The sequence below is a fragment of the Leyella stercorea genome (genome assembly GCF_019052365.1).
Lineage (GTDB): Bacteria > Bacteroidota > Bacteroidia > Bacteroidales > Bacteroidaceae > Prevotella.
The window spans coordinates 12,213-32,141 of sequence record NZ_JAHQUY010000005.1; the positions used below are offsets into that span (position 1 = coordinate 12,213).

The window sequence follows — 19,929 nt, forward strand, 5'->3', positions numbered from 1 at the left end:
TCAACTAAAGACTCTCTTTACTCTTTCTCCGGAGCCTTGTCGATAAGGTCCATAAACTGGTCGAGCTTCGGAGTGATGATAATCTGAGTGCGGCGGTTGCGCTGCTTGCCTACCTCGGTAGAGTTGGTTGTAACGGGGTTGTACTCGCCGCGTCCGCCAGCTGTGAGGCGCTTCGGGTCTACGCCGTACTTGTTCTGCAGAGCCTGCACCACGCTCGATGCACGCAAGCAAGAGAGGTCCCAGTTGTTGCGGATGTTCTTCATTGTAGCCGCACTTGCGTTCACTGGCACATTGTCGGTGTTACCCTCGATGAGTACCTCGTAGTCCTTGTAGTCGGTGATGATCTTCGCAATCTTGCTCAGAGTCTCCGCAGCGCGGTCGTTGATTTCGTACGAACCGCTCTTGTAGAGCATGTTGTCGGCAAGCGAGATGTACACGACACCCTTGAGCACCTGCACGTCTACCTCCTTCATCTCCTCCTTAGAGAGCGAGCGTGTGAGGTTGTTGGTGAGCACCATGTTGAGCGAGTCTGACTTCGACTTCACCTCAACCAAGTGGCGGATGTACTGGTTCGACTCGTTGATCTGGTCAACAAGCTTAGAGATATTCACGTTGTTATCGCCAGCGTTGGTCAAACTCTTGTCGAGCGAAGCCTGCAGCGCAGCATAGTCCTGCTTCTGCTGCTTGAGAAGTTCCTTTGAAGCGTTGAGCTGTTCCTCGAGAGCTGCCACGCGAGCCTTCGATGCAGCGAGGTTTTCCTTAGCTGTCTGATAGTTGCCTGTGAGTTCTCTGTTTTCGTTCTGGCAGTTTACAAGATCCTTCTTTGATGCGCAGCTTGAGAAAGCGAGCAAGCCTGCGAACATCGCGATTGTCAATACGTTTCTTTTCTTCATATTCTAAATGTTTTTTATTGTTTTCAAAGTAGCATTTCGGTGCAAAGTTAGCATTTAAACTTCATATCTACTACATATAAGATGTTTATATAACTAAAATGTAAAGCCGGTTTAATGTAATTTAACTGTATATGATTGTCGTAGCATGGTGTAAAATGCTATTTTTTTGTTCTTTTTATAGGGTTATTTCATTTAAAATGCTTTATTTTGCAAATAGTAATGTGTATAACGCATTCTTTATGTGATACGACTAATCAAAACTAAAAACAAAACATACATCGAATGAAGAACTTGAAGTATATGGCTGTGGCGGCATTGTTGGCGTGCGGAGCGCTCAATGCCTCAGCGAAAGACAACGTAGAGTACGTGGATCCGTTCATCGGAACGACTAACTTCAGCATCTGCAACCCGGGCGCTATCCGTCCGCACGGACTGATGTCGGTGGTGCCGTTCAACGTGATGGGATCTGACCTCAACGTGCAGGACAAGGACAAGCGCTGGTGGTCGGCGTGCTATGAGTACAACAACAAATACTTCACTGGCTTTGCGCACGTGACGCTCAGCGGCGTGGGCTGTCCCGAGATGGGCACTCTGCTCACCATGCCTACATCGGGCGAGCTTTGCGTCGACTACCGCAGCTACGGCTCCGAATACAAAAACGAGACGGCGCGTCCGGGCTATTACAGCACCATGCTTACAAAGTACGGCATCAAGTGCGAGGTGGCGTCTACGATGCGCTCGTCTATTGAACGCTACACCTTCCCGAAGGGCAAGGGCAACCTGCTTTTCAACCTCGGCAACGGACTCACCAACGAGATTGGCGCTTCGCTGCGCCGCGTCAGCGACACCGAGTTCGAGGGCACACGCCTTTTAGGCACGTTCTGCTACAACCCGCAGGCGGTGTTCCCGATGTACTTCGTCGTTCGTGTGAGCAAGAAGCCTGAGGCTTACGGCATGTGGAAGAAGCAGCCGGCTTTCGGCAACGCTCAGGCTCAGTGGGACTCCGACCAGGGCAAGTACAAGCTCTATCCGGGCTACGGTCGCGACATGGCTGGCAACGATATAGGCTATTATATGTCGTACGATTGTGCCGAGGGCGATCAGGTGGAAGTGCAGGTAGGCGTGTCGTTCGTGTCTATCGACAACGCTCGCGAGAACCTCAACGCCGAGCAGAACGGCTTCGAGTTTGAGAAGGTTGTGAAAGAGGGTCACGACGAGTGGGCTCGTACGCTCGACCGCGTCACCGTAGAGGGCGGCACCGAGGACCAACGCCGTGTGTTCTACACCGCTCTTTACCACACACAGATTCACCCGACCGTGCTGCAGGACGTCAACGGCGAGTATCCGAAGATGGAAAGCAACGAGAACGGCAAGACCGCAGGCAATCGCTACACAGTATTTTCGCTGTGGGACACATACCGCAACCTCTCGCAGCTCGAGACATTGCTCTATCCCGACAAGCAGGTGGACATGATCAACTCGATGATTGACATGTACCGCGAGTGGGGCTGGATGCCGAAGTGGGAGTTGTTCTCTCGCGAGACATGGACTATGGAGGGCGACCCTGCCATCCCGTACATCACCGACGCTTACATGCGCGGTCTGCGCGGCTTCGACATCAACGAGGCTTACAAGGCGTTCCGCACATCGGCTACTACCGAGGGCAAGAACAATCGTATGCGTCCCGATATCGACCCGTACATAGAGCGTGGCTATGTGCCGATGGGCTACTATGCTGCCGATATGTCGGGCGACAACTCCGTGTCGCACGCATTGGAGTATTACCTCGCAGACAACGCGCTCTCCATACTTGCCAACGAACTCGGACACAAGACAGACGCCAAGTTGTTCCGCCAGCGCTCTCTCGGCTACAAGCACTACTACTCTAAGGAGAGCGGCACGCTGCGCCCGATAACTATGGACGGCAAGTTCCTCTCACCGTTCAACCCCGAGGACGGCTACGACTTCACCAATGCGCCGGGCTTCCACGAGGGTTCGGCATGGAACTACACGTTCTACGCTCCGTACGACGTGCTGGGCATGGCTAAGCTCATGGGCGGACAGCGCAAGTTCTGCGACAAGCTGCAGATGGTGTTCGACAAGGGACTCTACGACCCTGCCAACGAGCCTGACATCGCCTACCCGTACCTCTTCTCCTACTTCAAGGGCGACGAGTGGCGCACGCAGAAGACCGTCAGCGAACTGCTCGCAAAGTATTACACAGCGCGTCCGGACGGCATTCCTGGCAATGAAGACACCGGCACGATGTCGGCTTGGGCTATCTTCTCGATGATTGGTCTCTATCCTGACAACCCTGGCGATCCTTCATACACGCTCACCACTCCGGTGTTCGACAAGGTGACGCTACATCTCGATCCGAAGTTCTACCCGCAGGGCGATATCACCATCGAGACCGACCGCACATCTCCGTCGCAGCTCTACATCAAGAGCATGACGCTCGGCGGCAAGAAGCTCAACGGCTACCGCATCTCGCACAAGCAGCTCGTGGAAGGCAAGACGCTGCGCATGAGTCTGAAGTAATAGCACCTCAGAAAGAAACGCATAACAGTATAAACTTAATAGGGCGTGCTGGAAGTAGCAACACTTCCAGCACGCCCTTTTGCTGTTCAATAGCAGTTGTTTAATTCCCTGCAACTATTTTCGTTGTCTGTCCACCTATTTTTAATATGTATATACCATTGGTAGGTAATATTATGTTGGCGGCTCCTCTTTCTACGACCAACTCTTTAACAAGTTTGCCATCTGCTGAAAACAGTTCCACTCTTTCCGGCTTACCTATATTGGTTACAGTAACGTTCTTTCCGCTTACAGATGTTTTCAATCCACCAGTAGCCACGTTCTCAACACTTGTCGTATTGTTAGAATAAATCACTTCACCATTGTAAGATACTTCCATCAATTTTCTTCCAATTCCGTCTACTCCACAACCATTGTTCCATAGCAGACCTAAGTCTGACGACAGCCCTTTGTACCAGACAAAAGTTCCACAGTCGATACCTTCCAAACTTTCTTGCACGAGCATTTTGTCGAATCCACTGTTTTCGTCTTTCTGTACGTCCAGACATGTGATGTGCGATTCTCTCAAATTGGGATAGTTATCGATGTTCCATGCGCTGTATACCTCGCAGCTTTCACCTACTTTTAGTCCGAAATCGTACATCAGATACCATGTATCTTCTGCTGCGTTAGCAGGCTTGAAGTACACTTTATCGCCATCGGTACGTATGTAGGCATATAATTGGGGCTCAGGTTTGGTTTCTTCATAATAGAATAGTTTCAAGGCTTGGTGCCCGTCAACTGTTTCCGTACCATTTAACTTGGCATACGTGTTGTAGTATACTGTATTGTCTGCCGATTGAGTTCCACACAATCTCGTTTTCCATGTCGTACCGTCTTTGAAATATGTTTGGGCGGTAGCAAGCATTGGCATTATTGTAAATGCAATCAGTGCAAATATGTTACGTATAAGTTTTTGTTTCATAGGTAAAATGTTTAAATGTTAATAATAAGTTCGTTTATGTTGCAAAAATATAAATGATAAGTGTAATAAGCAACTAATTGTTGTGGTTTTTTTTGATTTGTCAGTTTTTTTATCTATTTTTGCGGAAAATGTTAGTAATAGAATTGCTATCACGCTTTTAATAATATTAAAAAAACATTGTATTATGAAAATCCGCCATCTTAAAGTGTCAGCTGTGCTTCTCGCAGCTACGTTATTGACAAGTTCGTGTGTTGGTTCGTTCAGTCTGTTCAACAAGCTTGCTGGTTGGAACAAGGATGCAACCGGCAACAAGTTCCTCAATGAGCTTATCTTTATCCTCATTTCGCCGGCATACGCAGTGTGTACTGTGGCTGACGTACTCGTGCTCAACACCATCGAGTTCTGGACCGGCAGCAATCCGGTTGCACAGCGCGTAGGCACAACGCAGGAGATTACGGGCAAGGACGGCAAGCTCTACGCCGTGACCACTCTGCGCAACGGCTACAAGATCAAGTCGCCTGATGGTGAGGTCATAAAGTTCAAGTACGACAAGAAGACCAATTCTTGGAGCAAGGAGGAGAAGGGCAAGATTGAAGAGCTCTTCCGCATCAACGAGGACGGCACTATCCAGGCGCATCTGCAGGACGGTCGTTCTATCACCGTTACACCCGATGCTGCTGGTCTCTATGAGGTTCGCATGGCTGCAGCCGGCGCGTGCTTCTGGGCACAGCGATAACAATGTTTTATAAAAAATATTTACCATTTAAACCCTTTCTATGAATATGCTGCTGACTGTTTCAAATTGCGCGATGGAGAGTTGTAATACCATTTCTTCTGTGCTCGTTGTGTTTGTCCTTTTACTGGCGCTTTTGTTCATTGTTGACTTCAAGGCGAAGCGTGCGTTAGCGAAAGGCAAGTCGGAGGATAGTGAGGGCGCAAAGCCTTCGAGCGTTACAAAGTTCATGAACGGTGTCGACTTCTTTCTGGCATTGTCGTTCTTAACTGTTGCCGTGAACCACTTCCACGTGTCTGTTTACACGCTGGTAGCCATGGCTATAGACTTCTTTTTAGGCGTATATACATTGTATCTGTGCCTTACGTTGCGCCAGAAGCTACTCACGTTCAGCGTTATCGTGAAGTTTGCAATACTCGTGTTGATTTACGTCTCGTATAAGTAGCCGCTGAACATATACAGAAAAACGACATATCTTAGGGCTTTCTCCCTGAGATATGTCGTTTTTTGTTGCTTATTGCTGTAAGTCATGCTTCAGCAGATACTTCTTTTCGCCTTATACCACGCCTCGTAGCGCTCCTGCATCGTGCGCACCGAGAAGCGTTCTTTGGCGAAAGCGTAGGCTTGCTGTGTGAGTGCGTCGCGGTCGGCGGTGGGCAGCCGGTCGAAGATACGGCGGTAGTCGTCGATATTGTTGCCATGCGCAAGCAAAGACCAGTCGGCGGGGAGCGTGTCGGCGAGTCCTGGGCACGCATTGGCTATCACGGGCAGGCGGTTGAGGCTTGCTTCCATAGAGAGCATGCTGAGACCCTCGAACTCCGACGGCATGAACAGATAGTCGAACGACTGCATGTAGCCGGCGAGTCCGAATATCGGGGGCACGAGCTGTGCGTTGAGGGGCTTTCCTTCGGCGGCGATCTCCGCAAGTGTCTGCTCTACGAGTGTGCGCTGCGAACCGTCGCCGGCTATGGTAAAGAAGAAGCGTGCGTCGCCTGCAAGCATCTTCAGCACATTGCAGAGCACAACTACGCCCTTCTGAGGCTCAAGGCGACCGGCGAACAAGATGTTGAGGTGTTCTTGCTCTGGCAAGCGGCAAAAGCCGAGCGGAGGTGTTGTTGGTGCACTTGAGACAAGTGCACCCCCTGAGGTGTTGAGGTGTTGTTGGTGCACTTGAGACAAGTGCACCCCCTGAGGTGTTGAGATGTTGAAATAATCCTTCTGCTCAACCTCCGCCACACCATTATTAATTATAGGCGCCACTTCGCCGAAGCGTTCGGCGTAGCTGTCGCGCACCGAGTCGGAGATGGCGATGTTGGCGTTGCGGCTCTTGAAGAACGCCTCAACCCACTGGGCGGTGCGGGGCAGACCCGTCCAAAGGCGTGTGTTGTGAATGGTGCGCACTATCTTCACGCGGCGTAGCATACGCGGAAAAACACGACTGAAGACGTAGAGTGCCAGGTCGGGCGTCTCGGTGTGCGTGTGTATCACGTCGGGGCGCCAGCGCAGCATGATGTAGAGCATGCGCAGCGGAAAGAGCAAAGCGGCGATGCGCTCGAAGAGGAAGTGGAAACTCACGTCGGGCATCCACGAGCGGTGGCAGCGCACGCCAGCCTTTTCGAGTTCGCCGATGAACTTCGGTGTGTAAGCGGTGCGTCCGCGCATTATCTCTACGACATGATACTCCATGCCGTGGGTCTGCGACTCGGCGATGTTGGCGGCTACGCGTTCGGCGCCGCCAAGCGAGAAGTGGGTTATGAGGTGGAATGTTCGCATGGAAATATGGTGCTGAGATATGATGTTGAGGTGTTGAGATGTTGTTGTGTTGAGATGTTGAGATATGATGTTGAGGTGTTGTTGTGGTGAGATGTTGAGATGAGGTGTTGGGATGTTGTTGTGGTGAGATGGTGAGATTTGATATAGTAATGTCACCACTTCACCACCTCGCCACCACAACATCTCATGTCACCATCTCACCATCTCACCACTTCAACACAGATAATCAATAACAATTACTGCATTATACGCCCAGAGCCACAGCGTGAGTGCCGCAACGAGCACCCTTGCCGCCATGCTGTTCTTGCGGCGCAGTATGTATCCGGTGGCGATAGGGATGATGAACGCCCAGTGAGCCGTCATGATGTACACCTCGTTGAGGCCGAAACCGAAGCCCATGTGCATGAGCATGTCGAATGCGAACCACGCGAGCACCATGAGGAAGAACTTCTCGCGGCGTGCTATCCATGTGCCAGCAACAAGAAGCAGTACGACGAGAGCCTCTACGATATAGTTGACCGCCGAGCGATACTCTACGAACACGGGGCGCGTCTGCTGCACGTCCTCAAGCAGATAGTCGCGGTGGAGCTGCAGCGACTCGCCGAACAGATTGTCCACTGCCGACTGCCAGCGGCTGGTTGTCATATCGCTCCATTCGAGCAGCGGCACGCTCTTTGTGAGCGCTTCGCCGTTCTGTTGCTTCACGAAGTCGTCGTGCTCTTTCAGTTTCGCGATGCGCGCCGGGTCTTTCTTTGCCACCGCCGCCTCGATGCGCTTAATATTCCTCTCCTGCGGCGCAATGATGGCTTCCTTTTGCCACAGATAAACCGCGCCGAGCAGCAGCGTCGGCACCACGAACGAGAGTATGCTGCGCCACGAGAACACCTTTCTGCCGTTTACGAACCAAGCCGCCAGCGCCACCTTCACGCCGTTGGTGAGCGTCATGCCCGCCGTGAGGAAGAAGAGCAGGGCGCTCTGCCACAGCTTCATCGGCTTGCCCTCCTTCAGCCGGCGTCCGGCTATGAGCAGCGTGAGCAGCAGCAGCGGCAGCGAGAGCGCGAAGTGGTCGGGCACCATCGTGGCTATCATCACATGCGCAAAGCCGTAGAACATAGCCGTGAGGAAAGCCGCGTCCATGCGGTTCACCTCCACCACGTCGCGCAGCAAGCGGTGCATGAGCACAACCCCCCACACGTCGGTAGCCACGAGCAGCGCGCCCATGAGCAACACAGCGGCGTTGAACTCCGTGGGCGGCATTATCTGATGGTTCAGCCAGAACAGCGGCAGCAGCAGCGCCACGAACAGTGGGTGGCGTAGGGCGTTCCAGTGGAGACGCATGCAGGAGATGAATATCAGCGAGAAGATGTCGTAGCCCGACATGTTCAGGTGGTTGTAGAACACCGACCAGAAGCCCACGTGCGCACCACGTGTGAACGACTGCCAATGATTGGCGATGAGCAGCGCGTTGAGCGCGGCGAACACTATCAGCGCCACTATGGCTACGGGGCGTTCCTCTTTGCGAAGTATTTTCATGTTATGTTTTCCTATATGTTGTCAGAAGAAGAGATACTGCACGATGAGCGCCACGTTCCATATCCACAGATATGCCGCCAGCGCGGCTATCAGCCCTTTCAGCGCGAGAGCCTTGCGGCGCTTCTCGGTAGCCTTCAGCAGGAACGCCACGGCTATCGGTATGATGTATATCCAGTGGGCTGACATGATGTACACCTCGTTGATGCCGAAGCCCAGACCCACGTGCAGCACCATATCCAGAGCGAAATAAGACATGGCGAGCCAGAAGAAGCGCGACCGTCTGCCTGCCCAGATGCCGAGCACGAAGAGCAGAGCGATGATGCCCTCAACGATATAGTTGAACGCATAGCGGTAGTGTACCATCATCGGGCGCGACTTCAGCACGTCGCCCAACAGATAGTCCTGGTGCAGCTGAATAGACTCGCCGAAGAGATTTTCCACTATCGACTCTGAGCGCGAGGTCGTAACGTCGGTCCAGCTGATGAACTCGCCGTTGGCTATCGGCTTGCCGTTCTTGCGCACGCGCTTTTTCTTCTTCGCCGCAGCCACCTTCGCCTTGTTTACAGAGTCGCGCTCAGCCTTGGCAGCCAGCGCAGAGTCTTGCTGTGTGGTGGTGAACGCAGCGAACGCTATCGAGTCGCGGTGCGCCTGCTCAGCCTGCTCTGCCTTCCGCTTAGCCTCCTTCGCGGCTTTCGCCTTCTCGCGTGCAGCTTTTGCCGTCACGTCGCGCGGCCAGACGATGTAGTCGTAGCTCAAGCGTGCCACGCCCCATGTGAGCGCCGCCGGCAGCAGAATGCAACCGAAGAGGAACTTCGGTCGGAAGATGCGCCATCCGTTCACGAAGAGGTCGGAGAGATAAATCTTCAGTCCGTTGTTCAGCGATGTGCCCGCCGTCACGAAGAAGTAGAGCGCCGCCTGCCATCCGCTCAGCCGCTGCTTCTTCAGTATCAGCTTGCCCGACACGTAGAGTGCCAGCAGCAGAAGCATCATCGAGATGACGAAGTGGTCGGGCACCATCGTAGAGAGCATCACGAACGCGAAGCCGAAGTAGAAGACGGTAGCCAGCGTAGAGTCGGTGCGGCTCACGCCCACCACCTCGCGGCAGATGCGGTAGAGGAATATCATCGAGTAGAACGCCGCGAACAGCAGTATCGCCGACACGATGAAGATGGCGCAGTTGATGCCCGTGAGCCACATCAGTCCTTGGTTGATGAGGTAGGGCACGTACATGAAGAACGCCAGCAGCGGATGGCGGTAGACGTTGTAGCCCGCCGTCCAGTTGCTCACCACGCTGTACGTGATGGGGTCGAAACCCGAGATGTGGAACTTCGAGATGAACAGATGCCAGTAGTGGGCGTTCTGCGGTGTGAACACGTCGTAGTACTTGCAGATGACGAGGGCGTCGAGGGCAAGGAACACCAAGAGCATCACCGTCGCCAACGGGCGTTCTTCGCGCTTCACGCGGAAGAGGCGGAACGCACTGAGGAGGGAGTCGCTATTCATATTGTTTGTTGTTTCTGTTTTCTTTCTTTTCTTTTAAGCCTTTCTAAGCCTTTCTAAGCCTCTTTAAGCCTTTGCGTAAACTTTTGCTAACTAAGCCCTCCCCGACGGGGAGGGTTGGGAGGGGCTTTTTAAAAAGAATCTCACGAGCACGAAGTTCACGGGCACGCAGATACAGAACATCGGAATCGGCGCCCACTGCTTCGGCACGCCTATCCAAAGGAACAGATTAAGCGTGAGCATCTGCAGCACATAGTTTACGGCGTGCGAGAAGGCGAAGCCTGCGCCGCGCTTAGCCGACGCCTTCACGCGGAACGTGTAGCGCGTGGACGCCACGAAGTTGAAGACGAAGCTGATGGCGTAGCCGATGGTCATCGCCACGCTCGGGTTGAGCCAGCTGATGAGCAGCCAGTAGATGGCGTACTGCAACGCCGTTGCCAGCACGCCCACTATGCCAAAGCGTATCACTTCGCCAAGTTTTTGTCTGTCTATCATATCTTTCTTTTTTTTATATGGATGGGTGTTAACAGATTCTCTGCGCACACGAACTATATATTATAATGATTTCATGTGTTATGAGCATTTACGGTTTTTACTCTACAAACTTGGTGCTGCGGAGGCCGGAGACCTCCGCTACGGATAAATCGCATTTCTATAGTTTTGATGCACACACACTGTGTATTTGTCATCGTTCTCCGTCCGCCGTCCGATCAGATTCCGTTCGCCGTCCAATCGGATTCCGTCCGCCGTCCGATCGGATTGCGTTCGCCGCCCGATCAGATTCCGTCCGCCGTCCAATCGGATTCCGTTCGCCGTCCGCCGAAAAAGTCAAAAAAAAGCGTTCTATCTGAACGGCTTGTAATGGGCTTTATCTGCGAAGGCGAGCAGTTCGCGGTCGCCCCTGCTGTCGCCGAACGCCTCGATGTGGTAGTCGCAGCGGTGCGTCGTGAGTTCGGGCAGCTGCTTGCAGAGTCGCTCCACCTTCTCCGCTCCGTAGCAGTTGTTGGAGAGGAAGCGCCCCGTGAGGCGTCCGTCTTTGTCAGTCTCCACCTGCGTGCCGAGCACACAGAACGCCGACCGGCTCGCGCGCGCCATCTCCGTAAAGAACGGGCGCACCCAGTTGTCGATGCTTGCGCTCACCACACACACGTTCTCGCCCTGGGCGAAGAGCTTCGAGAGCAGCGCCTTCGCCTTCGGTCTTATCAGGCAGGCGTTGTCGTCGGCGAAGCGGCGGCACAGTGCGTCGAATGTTTCAGCCTCCATGCCGCGGAAGAACCACGCGAAGATGCGCTGCTTGGCGCGGTAGTTGGGGTAGAGCTTTAGTTTCATCAGCACCAGCAGCGGACTGTGCACGAGGAATCCCCAGACGAACCGCCACGTGCCGCAGGCGTAGCGTATGAACACTAACAGCGTGTCCGCCGTCGTCAGCGTGCCGTCGAAGTCGAATACGTAGAGTCGTTTCATATTATATAACGTATATCATGAGCAGGAACGTGAGCAGCCACGCCACCACGACAATCTGCGAGAAGTGGTCGCGCAGGATGATCTTTGTAGGGTCGCCGCTCTTCTGGTCGACCACCGCAATCTGTATGTAGCGCAGCAGACCGATGAGCACGAAGACGAACGTGAGGTAGAGGTAAGGCGTCTGGAAACGCTCCACAACCTCCGGCGAGACGCAGTACATGATGTAGCAGACGAGTGTGACGGAGGCGGTGATGGTGATGGCTTGGTTGATGAACGTGAGGTTGTAGCGCACGGTGTTCTTGCGCGGCGCCTCGCCCGTCTCGTTCATGCGCAGCACGTCGTCGCGGCGCTTGGCGAACGACATGAAGAGCGTGAGCAGGAAGGTCATGATGACTATCCAGTTGCTCAGCGGCAGCTCGCAGGCGAAGCCTCCGGCGAGGATGCGTAGCACGAAGCCGAACGCCACGATGCACACGTCGAGTATGGCATACTGCTTCAGCTTAGAGCAGTAGGCGAGGTTGAGCACGTAGTAGAACACGATGACAGCCATAACGTTGCTCATCACTTCGGGCGGCAGCGTCAGCGCCACGCCGATGCCGAGCACGAACATCACTATCATAAGCGTGTAGCCCATGCGTATGGACAGCGCGCCTGAGGCTATCGGGCGCTGACACTTCACAGGATGGTTGCGGTCGGCGTCTACGTCCACGATGTCGTTGTAGCAGTAAATGGACGACGCCACGAAACTGTAGGCGAAGAATGTGAGCGTCACGAGTTCTATCGAGTGGAGGTCGAAGAGCTCGCCACCGAAAAACATCGGGATGAAGACGAAGAAGTTCTTTATCCACTGCTTGGGGCGCGTAAGGCGCAGAATATTCTTTATCATAATGTGTTGAGGTGTTGAGATGGTGAGAAATGTTGTTGAGGGGTTGAGGTGTTGAGATGGTGAGAAATGTTGTTGAGGTGGTGAGGGGTTGAGGTGGTGACATTACTTTTTGCTGAAGATATTCAGCGCGAAGCTCGTTGCCTGATGCAGCACCCACGCTACGGGCAGCGTGATGGCAACGGTGGCGGCGAACGTTCCCCAATAGCCCAAGCCCATCGGCTGTATGTATACGAGCACGAAGTGGATGTGTATGAGGTAAGCCTCCAGACTAAGCATTCCGACAAGACGGAACGCGCGGTTCACCCACTCGGGCGTGCGGCGGAAGATGCGGTTCATCACCAGTATGGAGCACACCGTGAACGGTATGTAGAGCATTCGCTCAACGAAGAGCGGGAAGTGTCCGTGGCGCACCTGCTCAAGATATAGGCACGTGCCGAACGTCATGAGGAACGTAACGAGCAACAGCCACACCGCATCGGGCGGCAACTGCTTGCGCGAGCGAACCATCTCGCCCATGTTGATGCCGATGAAGAAGATAGGCACGCGACTCCAGAATATCTCCAGATGACCCACGGCGGCATGTATCGGCAGCACCCACTGCACCATCACGCACCACACCACCATCAGCATCGGCAGCCAACGATAGGTAGGGTAGCGCTCGATGAGGCGCATATACCACGGCGCAACGAGGTAGAGCGCCATGATGGCAGGCACGTACCAGAACGTTAGCTCGTCGTGCAGCCAGAAGTCCCAGTTGATGGTGATGTCGCCGATGAGGTCGATGATGTCCTTCGAGAAACGGCGCGCTCCGAGATAGTCGCGCAGGTAGAACGCCGTGGAGCAGATGAGCCATGTAGGCAGGATGCGGATGAGTCGGCGGCGATAGAAATGGCTCACCGACGGCGTCTTTGTCCATGCGAACCACAGGCCCACACCACTAAGGAAGAGGAAGATGTCGACCCCCACGTTGCCGCAGCGGCGCAGTCCGTAGAACGGGTCGCCGCGGTCGAGCGCCACATGGAACAGAATGACGAAGAGCATTGCGGCTCCCATCTGTTCGGCGCGGAATCGCGATATGTTTCCTAACTCAATGCTTGGTATCTTCATTGCGTAGCTTGAAATTATGGTAGAACCATGCCAATGCTATCGACGCCACGATGTACAGCAGCAGACCCGTGTACACATCGCCGTGGCGAGAGATTGGTATGAATATTTTTCTTGTGAGCGGATGCAGCACGAAAAGTGCGGCAGAGATGGTGCCTACCCACGCTATCCACTCGTTCACGGTTTTCGGCAGTAGCTTTACGATGCCGATTGAGGCGGTGCACACGAAGAGCGGCGCCCACAGCCATGTCTGGAAGTTGAAGCTGAAGAAGAACACTGCTACGACGGATATCACCATGAGCGTCATGCGTACGCCGTGTGTCAGTTTTTTGCCGTGGCGAGCATAGAGCAGTCCGGCGCAGAACGGCAGCACGCCGCCCATGAAGTTGTAGCGTACGCGGTTGAGCGTGTCGCCCTCTGGGTCGCAGAACGCCTGCATAGCCCAGCACACCGCAATGAGCAGTAGGGCGTAGACGTCGCCCTTGCGCCAAAGCAGCAGGCGGTAGACTATATAGAGCTGCATCATCAGTCCGAAGAACCAGTAGGGGCCGGGCCATATCACATGGTCGGGGTCGGGCATCATGTTGTTGAACATGAACATCTGTCCGAGTATGTCCATGACGTGATACTTGTGCGATCCGGGCGTGATGGCGTCAACCATCGTGAACGCCACGAAGCCCACTATCATCATCTTGAACAGCTTAACGTAGTGATGCTTCAGGAACGGCACCACGTTGGTCTGCTTCGGCGAGAGTGCGCCGCGCTTTTCGTACTTCATGACGAGTCCGTAGGCGGAGAGGAAGAGGAACACCGGCACACCGTAATGGCCGAAGAACGACACGAGGTGGATGGGCAGGTTGAGGTCGGGGTGTGCGAGCGCCTGCATCAGATCGCTTGCCTTCGACATGGTGAAGGTGTACTCGTTTTCCTTTACGGCGAAACCGAGCCAGTGACAGTAGTTATGCAGGAAGATGCCTATTATGGCGAGTCCGCGCATGGCGGAACATTCTGTGCGGGTAAGCATTATTTATTCTTCAATTCAAAGTTTGTCGTAATCCGTAGTTTTCTTTAGTATTCTCGGGCGGTTCTCGTTGTACTCGGGCGACAGCAGGTTGAGCTGTTCGTTGTAGTCGCGGGCGTGGATACCACCGAGATAGAGCAGCATGTGCGCAAGAGCGTCGGTCATGAAGCGTCGGTTGCGTGCGTTCACCACCTGGCGGAATACCTCAGGACGCTTCTTTATATACTTGCGCGAGCACCATATCCACATCGGAATGTCGAACTCGGCGTGCGCCAGTCGAGCATCTATCTTCGCCGAGTGCATTCGGCAGAAGAAGTGCATGTCGCCCTCGTAGCACTCCTCGCCATGATCGGGCACGTAGATAACTATAGCGTCCTCGTTCTCGAACTTTTTCACTATCTCTGTCACCACCGAGTCGTTGTACAGAATAGCGTTGTCGTAGTCGGCAAGCGTCTGACGCTCGCGGGCGTTCAGATTGGGCTTCATTTCCTTATAGTCGTCGCCGCGGAAGAGCTTGCGCTCCTTCGGCGAACGCTGGCGATACTGCACGTGCTGGCCCAGCAGATGGAATATTATGAGGTTGTGGTCGGTGTTCTGTCCCTGCAACTCGTCGTAGTCTTTCAGCAGGTCCTCGTCGTAGCGGTGCAGCTGCGTGTTGCGCGTGTCGAACTGCGCCGCGCTCAGCTTCGGGTTGTTCAGGAAGAAGCCGCCACTGAAGTCGTACACCGCCTCCTTAGCCTTCGGCAGGAACTGGTTGGTGATGAACGTTACGTGGTAGCCCGCCTTGCGGAACAGTTCGGGGAAGAGCGGATAGTCGCACCATTCGCCCTTGTCGCCCACGCTGTACATCGAGAAGAGCAGCTTGAAGACGAAGCTCGTGAGGTTCCACGGTGACACTACGTCGGTGTACTTCACCAGTCGGCCCTGACGCTCGAGCTTCTGCTGACGCGGTGTGGTGGGCATCGTGTAGCCGTACTGCGAAGAGTGGTGGCGGTTGTAGCTCTCGCCTATGATGAGCACGATGTTAGGCGAGCGGAACGAGCAGGAGTCTACCTGCACTTTGCTTGCCGTGCGTACAAGTCGGTCGATCTGCTTCGCCGTGAGCGTGTTGGCGTATATGCTGAACACGAGTCGGTATATCGGTTGGTAGAGCACGGCGTGGTCTTTCTCGGTGAGGGTGTGCTCAACTTCGCCGATTGTGGTGCCCGACATCAGTTTGTGCGTGGCAACCTTGTTATGCGCACTCGCGCAAACCGACCATACGAGTAGCGCAAGCACGGCGGTACCTATCACGGGGCGTGCACGGCGCAGCAGTTCGCAGGTGCGCAGCCATATCGACTTGATTAGTTCGCGCCAGCGGCGTGGAATGAAGTGGGGAAAGCGCAGTTGCAGTGCGCTGATGATATGCACGAACATGAGCAGCAACACCCATCCCACATTGCTCAGCAATACATCCGGCGACACGCATGAGCGCAGGAACTCGCCCGACTCGCGCGAGTCGGTCTCGCCTACAAGCTGCAGCATGGTAGGCGTGAGCGTCGACTGGAACTTCACGAAGCAGTAGACGTCAACCACTGCCGTGGCGTAGAGTGCGAAATAGAAGAAGCCGCGCACCCATATCATCACCTTGTGTGGCAGCACGGTGAGAATCAGCGTGAGCACGTACACGTCGAGGAACAGTTCGAGGTAGAGGTTGTCGTAGAGGTGTGCTCCGCGTGCGTCGGGCAGCGTTGCCCACGCCGTTATGCAGCCGAGCATATACATGAACACGGCGAACGCACAATTGCGGCGCAGCGGCTCAGCCACAGCAGCGAGCACCTTACCAATAGTTTTCAAATATTTCATCTATATCTTCTGTTGTATAGTTTTCAACCTTTTATGTATAGTTTTCAACCTATTAAAGTAATATAAGGCAAATTTACACATCTTTTCTGATATATTAATTGATTGTCTTTAAAAAATATCGGTGTACGTTAAAACTTACCCACACAGATATACGAAAAAAGGGCACTCCCTTTCGGGAATGCCCTATATCTTGCAATTAAGTCATTGCTTTATTTTGCAATCAATTCTCTGCTTCGTAGCATAGAATCTGTTGCTTCTTAAGCCGTCTGATTAGTCAGCGAGCTTAACAGTAGCGCGGCGGTTGTAAGAAACCGGTGAGAGGTCGTTAACACCACCCTTGCCCTCTGTTGTGATCTGGTCGCGGCTAACACCCATCTTAACGAGCTCGTTAGCAACTGTCTCAGCACGACGCTCAGAAAGCTTCTGGTTGTAAGGAGCAGAACCAGTAGCGCTGTCAGCATAGCCAGTAACTACGAGGTTAGAGTTGTTCTCCTTAGCGTACTCAGCGAGGTTCTTAACATTTACGAGATCCTTGCGAGAAGCGATGTTGTACTTGTTGAGGTTGAAGAATACAGACATCGGAGCGTTGTAGTAAGCCTTAACGTCGTTAGCATTCTGCTCATCCTTCTTTGCAGCGAGGAGGCTCTTCAGACGTGCGTTCTCAGCGTTAGCATCGTTGAGCTGTGCGTTGAGTGCGTCGATCTGTGACTGAGAGAGTGCCTTGATAGCGTCTACGTCCGGAGTCTTGTTCCATGTAGACTTGCCGAGGTTGAACTGAAGACCGAGCTCTGCGTAGAGCTTGTTGTCGTGTGAATCCCATACGCGGCTGTTTAAGTTCGGATCGCCGTTTACGTTGCCGTCGAAGTCAGGCTCAGCCCAGTTCCAGCCAAGCTCGAAGTAGAGACCTACGTGCTTGCTCAGGCGGAATGTATTGAGGATACCTGCAGAGAGGTTCATTGCGTAGCGGTTGTAGTCGCATGTACGGCTGATACCTGCACCTACGAAAGGAACGAAGTTCCAAACGCGTGTCTCGTTGTAACCATAGATCATGTTGCTAAGGTTGAAGAGAACGTTCTCGTTGAGTGTCCAGTGGTTGTTGTCGTGCTTGTGCTCGTCGATTACTGTGCGGCCCCAAACGCCAGAGAACTTAGTGCGAAGACCAAGACCCGGTGTGAACCACTTACCTACAGCAACTGAGAAGCCCGGAGTTGCACGGAACTTCTTGAACGGGCTGCGGTCGAGGCCCTGACCATGCTCCTGGTTTGAATAGAATGCGTTCCAGTCTGCACCAGCCTGAATAAACCAATTACTCCAGAATGAATTTGTAGCAACGCTGTGCTTGAGTGTAGGATCAGCAGTTGTCTCCTGAGCCATTGCACCCATTGATAAGCCACACATTGCCAAAGCAATTAATAACTTTTTCATAGCTTTTATATTTAACAATCAATTAATATTCGTTGTAATTGTAAGTACTTTTTGCCTATATTAGTTGTGCAAAGTTAATAAAAAAACAATTAGTAATACTGTTTTTTTTGAAAAAAACGTTCTAATACCTTAATTTTTATTGATTTATGTATGCATTATACTCCGAAAAGCTGTTCCAAGTCGGTCTGGCGTAGCATTGTGAGTATCTTTTTGCCGTCTGGAGTGTAGCTAAAATTGGAGCAAGCGAATAGGCTATTGACGATATTTTCCATCTCTGCGTTGGTGAGCACCTGACCGTATGTGACGGCTGCGTTGCGTGCCAGTTCGAGAGCGATGGAGTGGTTGATGTCGTCGATGGCGGATGTGGTCTTTTCGCGAGCCGACGCCACGAGGTCCTGCACAAGAGCCACGTAGTCGAGTCCGTCGAGTCCGCTCGGCACAGCCGTTATCGTGTAGTCGCCTTCTTCGTTCGGAGTGAGTTCGAAGCCGATGTTCTGCAGCTCGGGCATCACTGCCTCCACTACAACCTTGTCAGACGCCGAGAAGTGAATGGTGTCGGGGAAGAGCGGTTTCTGCAAACTTGGACGGCGCTTCTGCATCTGCTCGATGTAGCCTTCGTAGAGAATGCGAGTGTGGGCACGGTACTGGTCGATAATCATCAGACCCGACTTTACGGATGTCATGATGTAGCGACCCTTGTACTGATAGTGAGTGGGCGACTTCTCTTCGAGCGGCGACGGCTCGGTTGAGGCTGACAGCATGTCTGTGTCTGCTGATAGTGCGTTGAATCCTGCCGACTGCACGTCTGTGCCACCCGGTTGTGTATTCGCGTCTGCGTTGAAATCAAGCGAATCGGCATCGAATCCTGCTGATTGCGAGCTGGAGCCGTCCGGCTTTGAAAAACCTTTCGAGAGAACGATGCCGTTGTCGGCGAATGGTTTGTTTGCGACGTTAGAACGCGACTGTATTACGCCACCCGTATCGTTGCCGAAGAGCGACGGCGCTGACTGCTGGCGCGAGTGTGCCGAGCTGAGGCCTTCGTAGAGCTGCTCCCAATTGTCGGGTGCTGCGGAAGAGCGCTGCGCAGACGGCTCGTTGAACGGGTTGTACGCAGGGTTGTATTGTACTTTCGGTGCGCTGATGTCTGCCTGCGGCATTGCACCGAGTGCCGGAATGTCGGGCTGTCCTTCGGTGTCGAACTCTATCGCCGTCACATCGTTGAACATACCCACGGCGTCGCGCACGGCTGCTGTGAGAATCTGCCACACCGTCTGCTCGTTCTCGAACTTAATCTCGGTCTTCGTGGGGTGGATATTCACGTCGATGTCCGTCGGGTTGACTGTGAAGTATATGAAATAAGGTATCTGTTCGCCTTCGGGTACGAGTCGTTCGTAGGCGGTCATGATGGCTTTGTGGAAGTAGGGGTGCTTCATGTAGCGTCCGTTGACGAAGAAGAACTGGCGTGCGCCCTTCTTTCTTGCCGACTCGGGCTTGCCTACGAATCCGCTTATCTTGCACATCGTGGTGTCGATGTCTATCGGCAGCAGGTGCTGGTTTATCTTCTTTCCGATCACGTCGACGATGCGCTGGCGCAATCCGCCTGCCTTCAGGTTGTAAAGCTCGGTCTGGTTGTTGTAGAGCGTGAAGGCAACGTCGGGGTAGACGAGTGCGATGCGTTCGAATGCGGTGACGATATTGTTGAGTTCGGTGGTGTTAGACTTGAGGAACTTGCGGCGTACGGGGACGTTGTAGAAGAGGTTGCTGATGGTGAAGTTGCAACCTACGGGGCACTGCACGGGTTCTTGTGACACGAAGCGCGAACCGGCGATGGTGAGTGCCGTGCCGAGGTCGTCGTCTGGTCGTCGCGTGCGCAGTTCCACTTGAGCTACGGCGGCGATAGACGCGAGCGCCTCGCCGCGGAAGCCCATCGTGTGCAGATTGAAGAGGTCGTCGGCTTGGCGTATCTTCGACGTGGCGTGACGTTCGAACGACAGGCGTGCGTCGGTCTCCGACATGCCCTTGCCGTTGTCGGTCACTTGTATCGACGTGCGGCCGGAGTCGACGCATACAACGTTGATGAGCGTGGCGCCGGCGTCGATGGAGTTTTCCACCAGCTCCTTTATCACGCTTGCGGGGCGCTGTATCACCTCGCCTGCGGCTATCTGGTTTGCCACTGAATCGGGCAGAAGTTGTATAATATCGTTCATGTCGTTAGTTGTTCTCTTAGGGTGTGTCTTTTAATATATGTGG

16 protein-coding genes are annotated in these 19,929 nt (G+C 53.6%); 3 read left to right on the plus strand and 13 right to left on the minus strand.

Features of this window, described 5'->3' with window-relative positions; translation table 11 throughout:
* Positions 1-17: 17 nt before the first annotated feature.
* Positions 18-893: an OmpA family protein gene (locus KTQ90_RS01665; RefSeq protein WP_217316980.1), complete on the minus strand. Its 876-nt coding sequence runs from the start codon at positions 891-893 to the stop codon at positions 18-20.
* 282 nt (positions 894-1,175) lie between these two features.
* Here KTQ90_RS01665 and KTQ90_RS01670 point away from each other — a divergent pair, with 282 nt between their 5' ends.
* Positions 1,176-3,434, plus strand: coding sequence for a GH92 family glycosyl hydrolase (locus tag KTQ90_RS01670; RefSeq protein WP_217316981.1), 2,259 nt, complete (start codon positions 1,176-1,178; stop codon positions 3,432-3,434).
* 100 nt (positions 3,435-3,534) lie between these two features.
* Here the strand turns inward: KTQ90_RS01670 and KTQ90_RS01675 are convergent, their stop codons facing one another.
* Positions 3,535-4,395 carry a T9SS type A sorting domain-containing protein gene (locus KTQ90_RS01675; RefSeq protein ID WP_217316982.1) on the minus strand — a complete coding sequence of 287 codons (861 nt, stop codon included), beginning with the start codon at positions 4,393-4,395 and terminating at the stop codon, positions 3,535-3,537.
* Between the two features lie 184 nt (positions 4,396-4,579).
* Here KTQ90_RS01675 and KTQ90_RS01680 point away from each other — a divergent pair, with 184 nt between their 5' ends.
* Entirely contained in the window at positions 4,580-5,131 is a 552-nt protein-coding gene (locus KTQ90_RS01680) for a DUF3332 domain-containing protein (protein WP_217316983.1), read from the plus strand.
* A 73-nt stretch (positions 5,132-5,204) separates the two neighbouring features.
* A complete protein-coding gene (locus KTQ90_RS01685) occupies positions 5,205-5,573 on the plus strand; it encodes a hypothetical protein (RefSeq protein ID WP_217316984.1) in 369 nt (122 codons plus the stop codon).
* Between the two features lie 89 nt (positions 5,574-5,662).
* Here KTQ90_RS01685 and KTQ90_RS01690 read toward each other — a convergent pair whose 3' ends face one another.
* From KTQ90_RS01690 to mutL, 11 genes are all read right to left on the minus strand, one after another.
* Positions 5,663-7,084 (minus strand): glycosyltransferase family 4 protein, encoded by a 1,422-nt coding sequence (locus KTQ90_RS01690; protein ID WP_217316985.1) that lies wholly within the window; start codon positions 7,082-7,084, stop codon positions 5,663-5,665.
* Between the two features lie 30 nt (positions 7,085-7,114).
* Complete coding sequence (locus KTQ90_RS01695) at positions 7,115-8,434, minus strand: DUF6080 domain-containing protein (protein ID WP_217316986.1); 1,320 nt, start codon at positions 8,432-8,434, stop codon at positions 7,115-7,117.
* 21 nt (positions 8,435-8,455) lie between these two features.
* Positions 8,456-9,937, minus strand: a complete 1,482-nt coding sequence (locus tag KTQ90_RS01700) for a DUF6080 domain-containing protein (RefSeq protein WP_217316987.1) — start codon at positions 9,935-9,937, stop codon at positions 8,456-8,458.
* A 90-nt stretch (positions 9,938-10,027) separates the two neighbouring features.
* Positions 10,028-10,429: a GtrA family protein gene (locus tag KTQ90_RS01705; protein WP_217316988.1), complete on the minus strand. Its 402-nt coding sequence runs from the start codon at positions 10,427-10,429 to the stop codon at positions 10,028-10,030.
* A 348-nt stretch (positions 10,430-10,777) separates the two neighbouring features.
* Positions 10,778-11,398 carry an HAD-IB family hydrolase gene (locus KTQ90_RS01710; RefSeq protein WP_217316989.1) on the minus strand — a complete coding sequence of 207 codons (621 nt, stop codon included), beginning with the start codon at positions 11,396-11,398 and terminating at the stop codon, positions 10,778-10,780.
* 1 nt (position 11,399) lies between these two features.
* On the minus strand, positions 11,400-12,284 hold the full coding sequence (locus KTQ90_RS01715) for a decaprenyl-phosphate phosphoribosyltransferase (protein WP_254359367.1): 885 nt from the start codon (positions 12,282-12,284) through the stop codon (positions 11,400-11,402).
* A gap of 102 nt (positions 12,285-12,386) precedes the next feature.
* Positions 12,387-13,391, minus strand: a complete 1,005-nt coding sequence (locus tag KTQ90_RS01720) for an acyltransferase family protein (RefSeq protein ID WP_217316990.1) — start codon at positions 13,389-13,391, stop codon at positions 12,387-12,389.
* Entirely contained in the window at positions 13,372-14,412 is a 1,041-nt protein-coding gene (locus KTQ90_RS01725) for an acyltransferase family protein (protein ID WP_254359369.1), read from the minus strand. Before KTQ90_RS01725 ends, KTQ90_RS01720 begins: the two co-directional genes overlap by 20 nt.
* A gap of 15 nt (positions 14,413-14,427) precedes the next feature.
* A complete protein-coding gene (locus tag KTQ90_RS01730; protein WP_217316991.1) occupies positions 14,428-16,254 on the minus strand; it encodes a phosphoethanolamine transferase in 1,827 nt (608 codons plus the stop codon).
* A 270-nt stretch (positions 16,255-16,524) separates the two neighbouring features.
* Positions 16,525-17,679 (minus strand): OmpA family protein, encoded by a 1,155-nt coding sequence (locus KTQ90_RS01735; RefSeq protein ID WP_217316992.1) that lies wholly within the window; start codon positions 17,677-17,679, stop codon positions 16,525-16,527.
* A gap of 155 nt (positions 17,680-17,834) precedes the next feature.
* Positions 17,835-19,886: a DNA mismatch repair endonuclease MutL gene (mutL, locus tag KTQ90_RS01740; protein WP_217316993.1), complete on the minus strand. Its 2,052-nt coding sequence runs from the start codon at positions 19,884-19,886 to the stop codon at positions 17,835-17,837.
* Between the last annotated feature and the right edge of the window lie 43 nt (positions 19,887-19,929).

Excerpts from the sequence above, each read along its gene's own strand:
- KTQ90_RS01705 (WP_217316988.1), bottom strand. The coding sequence starts at position 10,429 with ATGATAGACAGACAAAAACTTGGCGAAGTGATACGCTTTGGCATAGTG.
- KTQ90_RS01685 (WP_217316984.1), top strand. The coding sequence starts at position 5,205 with ATGGAGAGTTGTAATACCATTTCTTCTGTGCTCGTTGTGTTTGTCCTT.
- KTQ90_RS01695 (WP_217316986.1), bottom strand. The coding sequence starts at position 8,434 with ATGAAAATACTTCGCAAAGAGGAACGCCCCGTAGCCATAGTGGCGCTG.
- KTQ90_RS01700 (WP_217316987.1), bottom strand. The coding sequence starts at position 9,937 with ATGAATAGCGACTCCCTCCTCAGTGCGTTCCGCCTCTTCCGCGTGAAG.
- KTQ90_RS01670 (WP_217316981.1), top strand. The coding sequence starts at position 1,176 with ATGAAGAACTTGAAGTATATGGCTGTGGCGGCATTGTTGGCGTGCGGA.
- KTQ90_RS01680 (WP_217316983.1), top strand. The coding sequence starts at position 4,580 with ATGAAAATCCGCCATCTTAAAGTGTCAGCTGTGCTTCTCGCAGCTACG.
- KTQ90_RS01715 (WP_254359367.1), bottom strand. The coding sequence starts at position 12,284 with ATGATAAAGAATATTCTGCGCCTTACGCGCCCCAAGCAGTGGATAAAG.
- KTQ90_RS01675 (WP_217316982.1), bottom strand. The coding sequence starts at position 4,395 with ATGAAACAAAAACTTATACGTAACATATTTGCACTGATTGCATTTACA.
- KTQ90_RS01735 (WP_217316992.1), bottom strand. The coding sequence starts at position 17,679 with ATGAAAAAGTTATTAATTGCTTTGGCAATGTGTGGCTTATCAATGGGT.
- KTQ90_RS01710 (WP_217316989.1), bottom strand. The coding sequence starts at position 11,398 with ATGAAACGACTCTACGTATTCGACTTCGACGGCACGCTGACGACGGCG.
- KTQ90_RS01720 (WP_217316990.1), bottom strand. The coding sequence starts at position 13,391 with ATGAAGATACCAAGCATTGAGTTAGGAAACATATCGCGATTCCGCGCC.
- KTQ90_RS01730 (WP_217316991.1), bottom strand. The coding sequence starts at position 16,254 with ATGAAATATTTGAAAACTATTGGTAAGGTGCTCGCTGCTGTGGCTGAG.
- KTQ90_RS01690 (WP_217316985.1), bottom strand. The coding sequence starts at position 7,084 with ATGTTGTGGTGGCGAGGTGGTGAAGTGGTGACATTACTATATCAAATC.
- KTQ90_RS01665 (WP_217316980.1), bottom strand. The coding sequence starts at position 893 with ATGAAGAAAAGAAACGTATTGACAATCGCGATGTTCGCAGGCTTGCTC.
- mutL (WP_217316993.1), bottom strand. The coding sequence starts at position 19,886 with ATGAACGATATTATACAACTTCTGCCCGATTCAGTGGCAAACCAGATA.
- KTQ90_RS01725 (WP_254359369.1), bottom strand. The coding sequence starts at position 14,412 with ATGCTTACCCGCACAGAATGTTCCGCCATGCGCGGACTCGCCATAATA.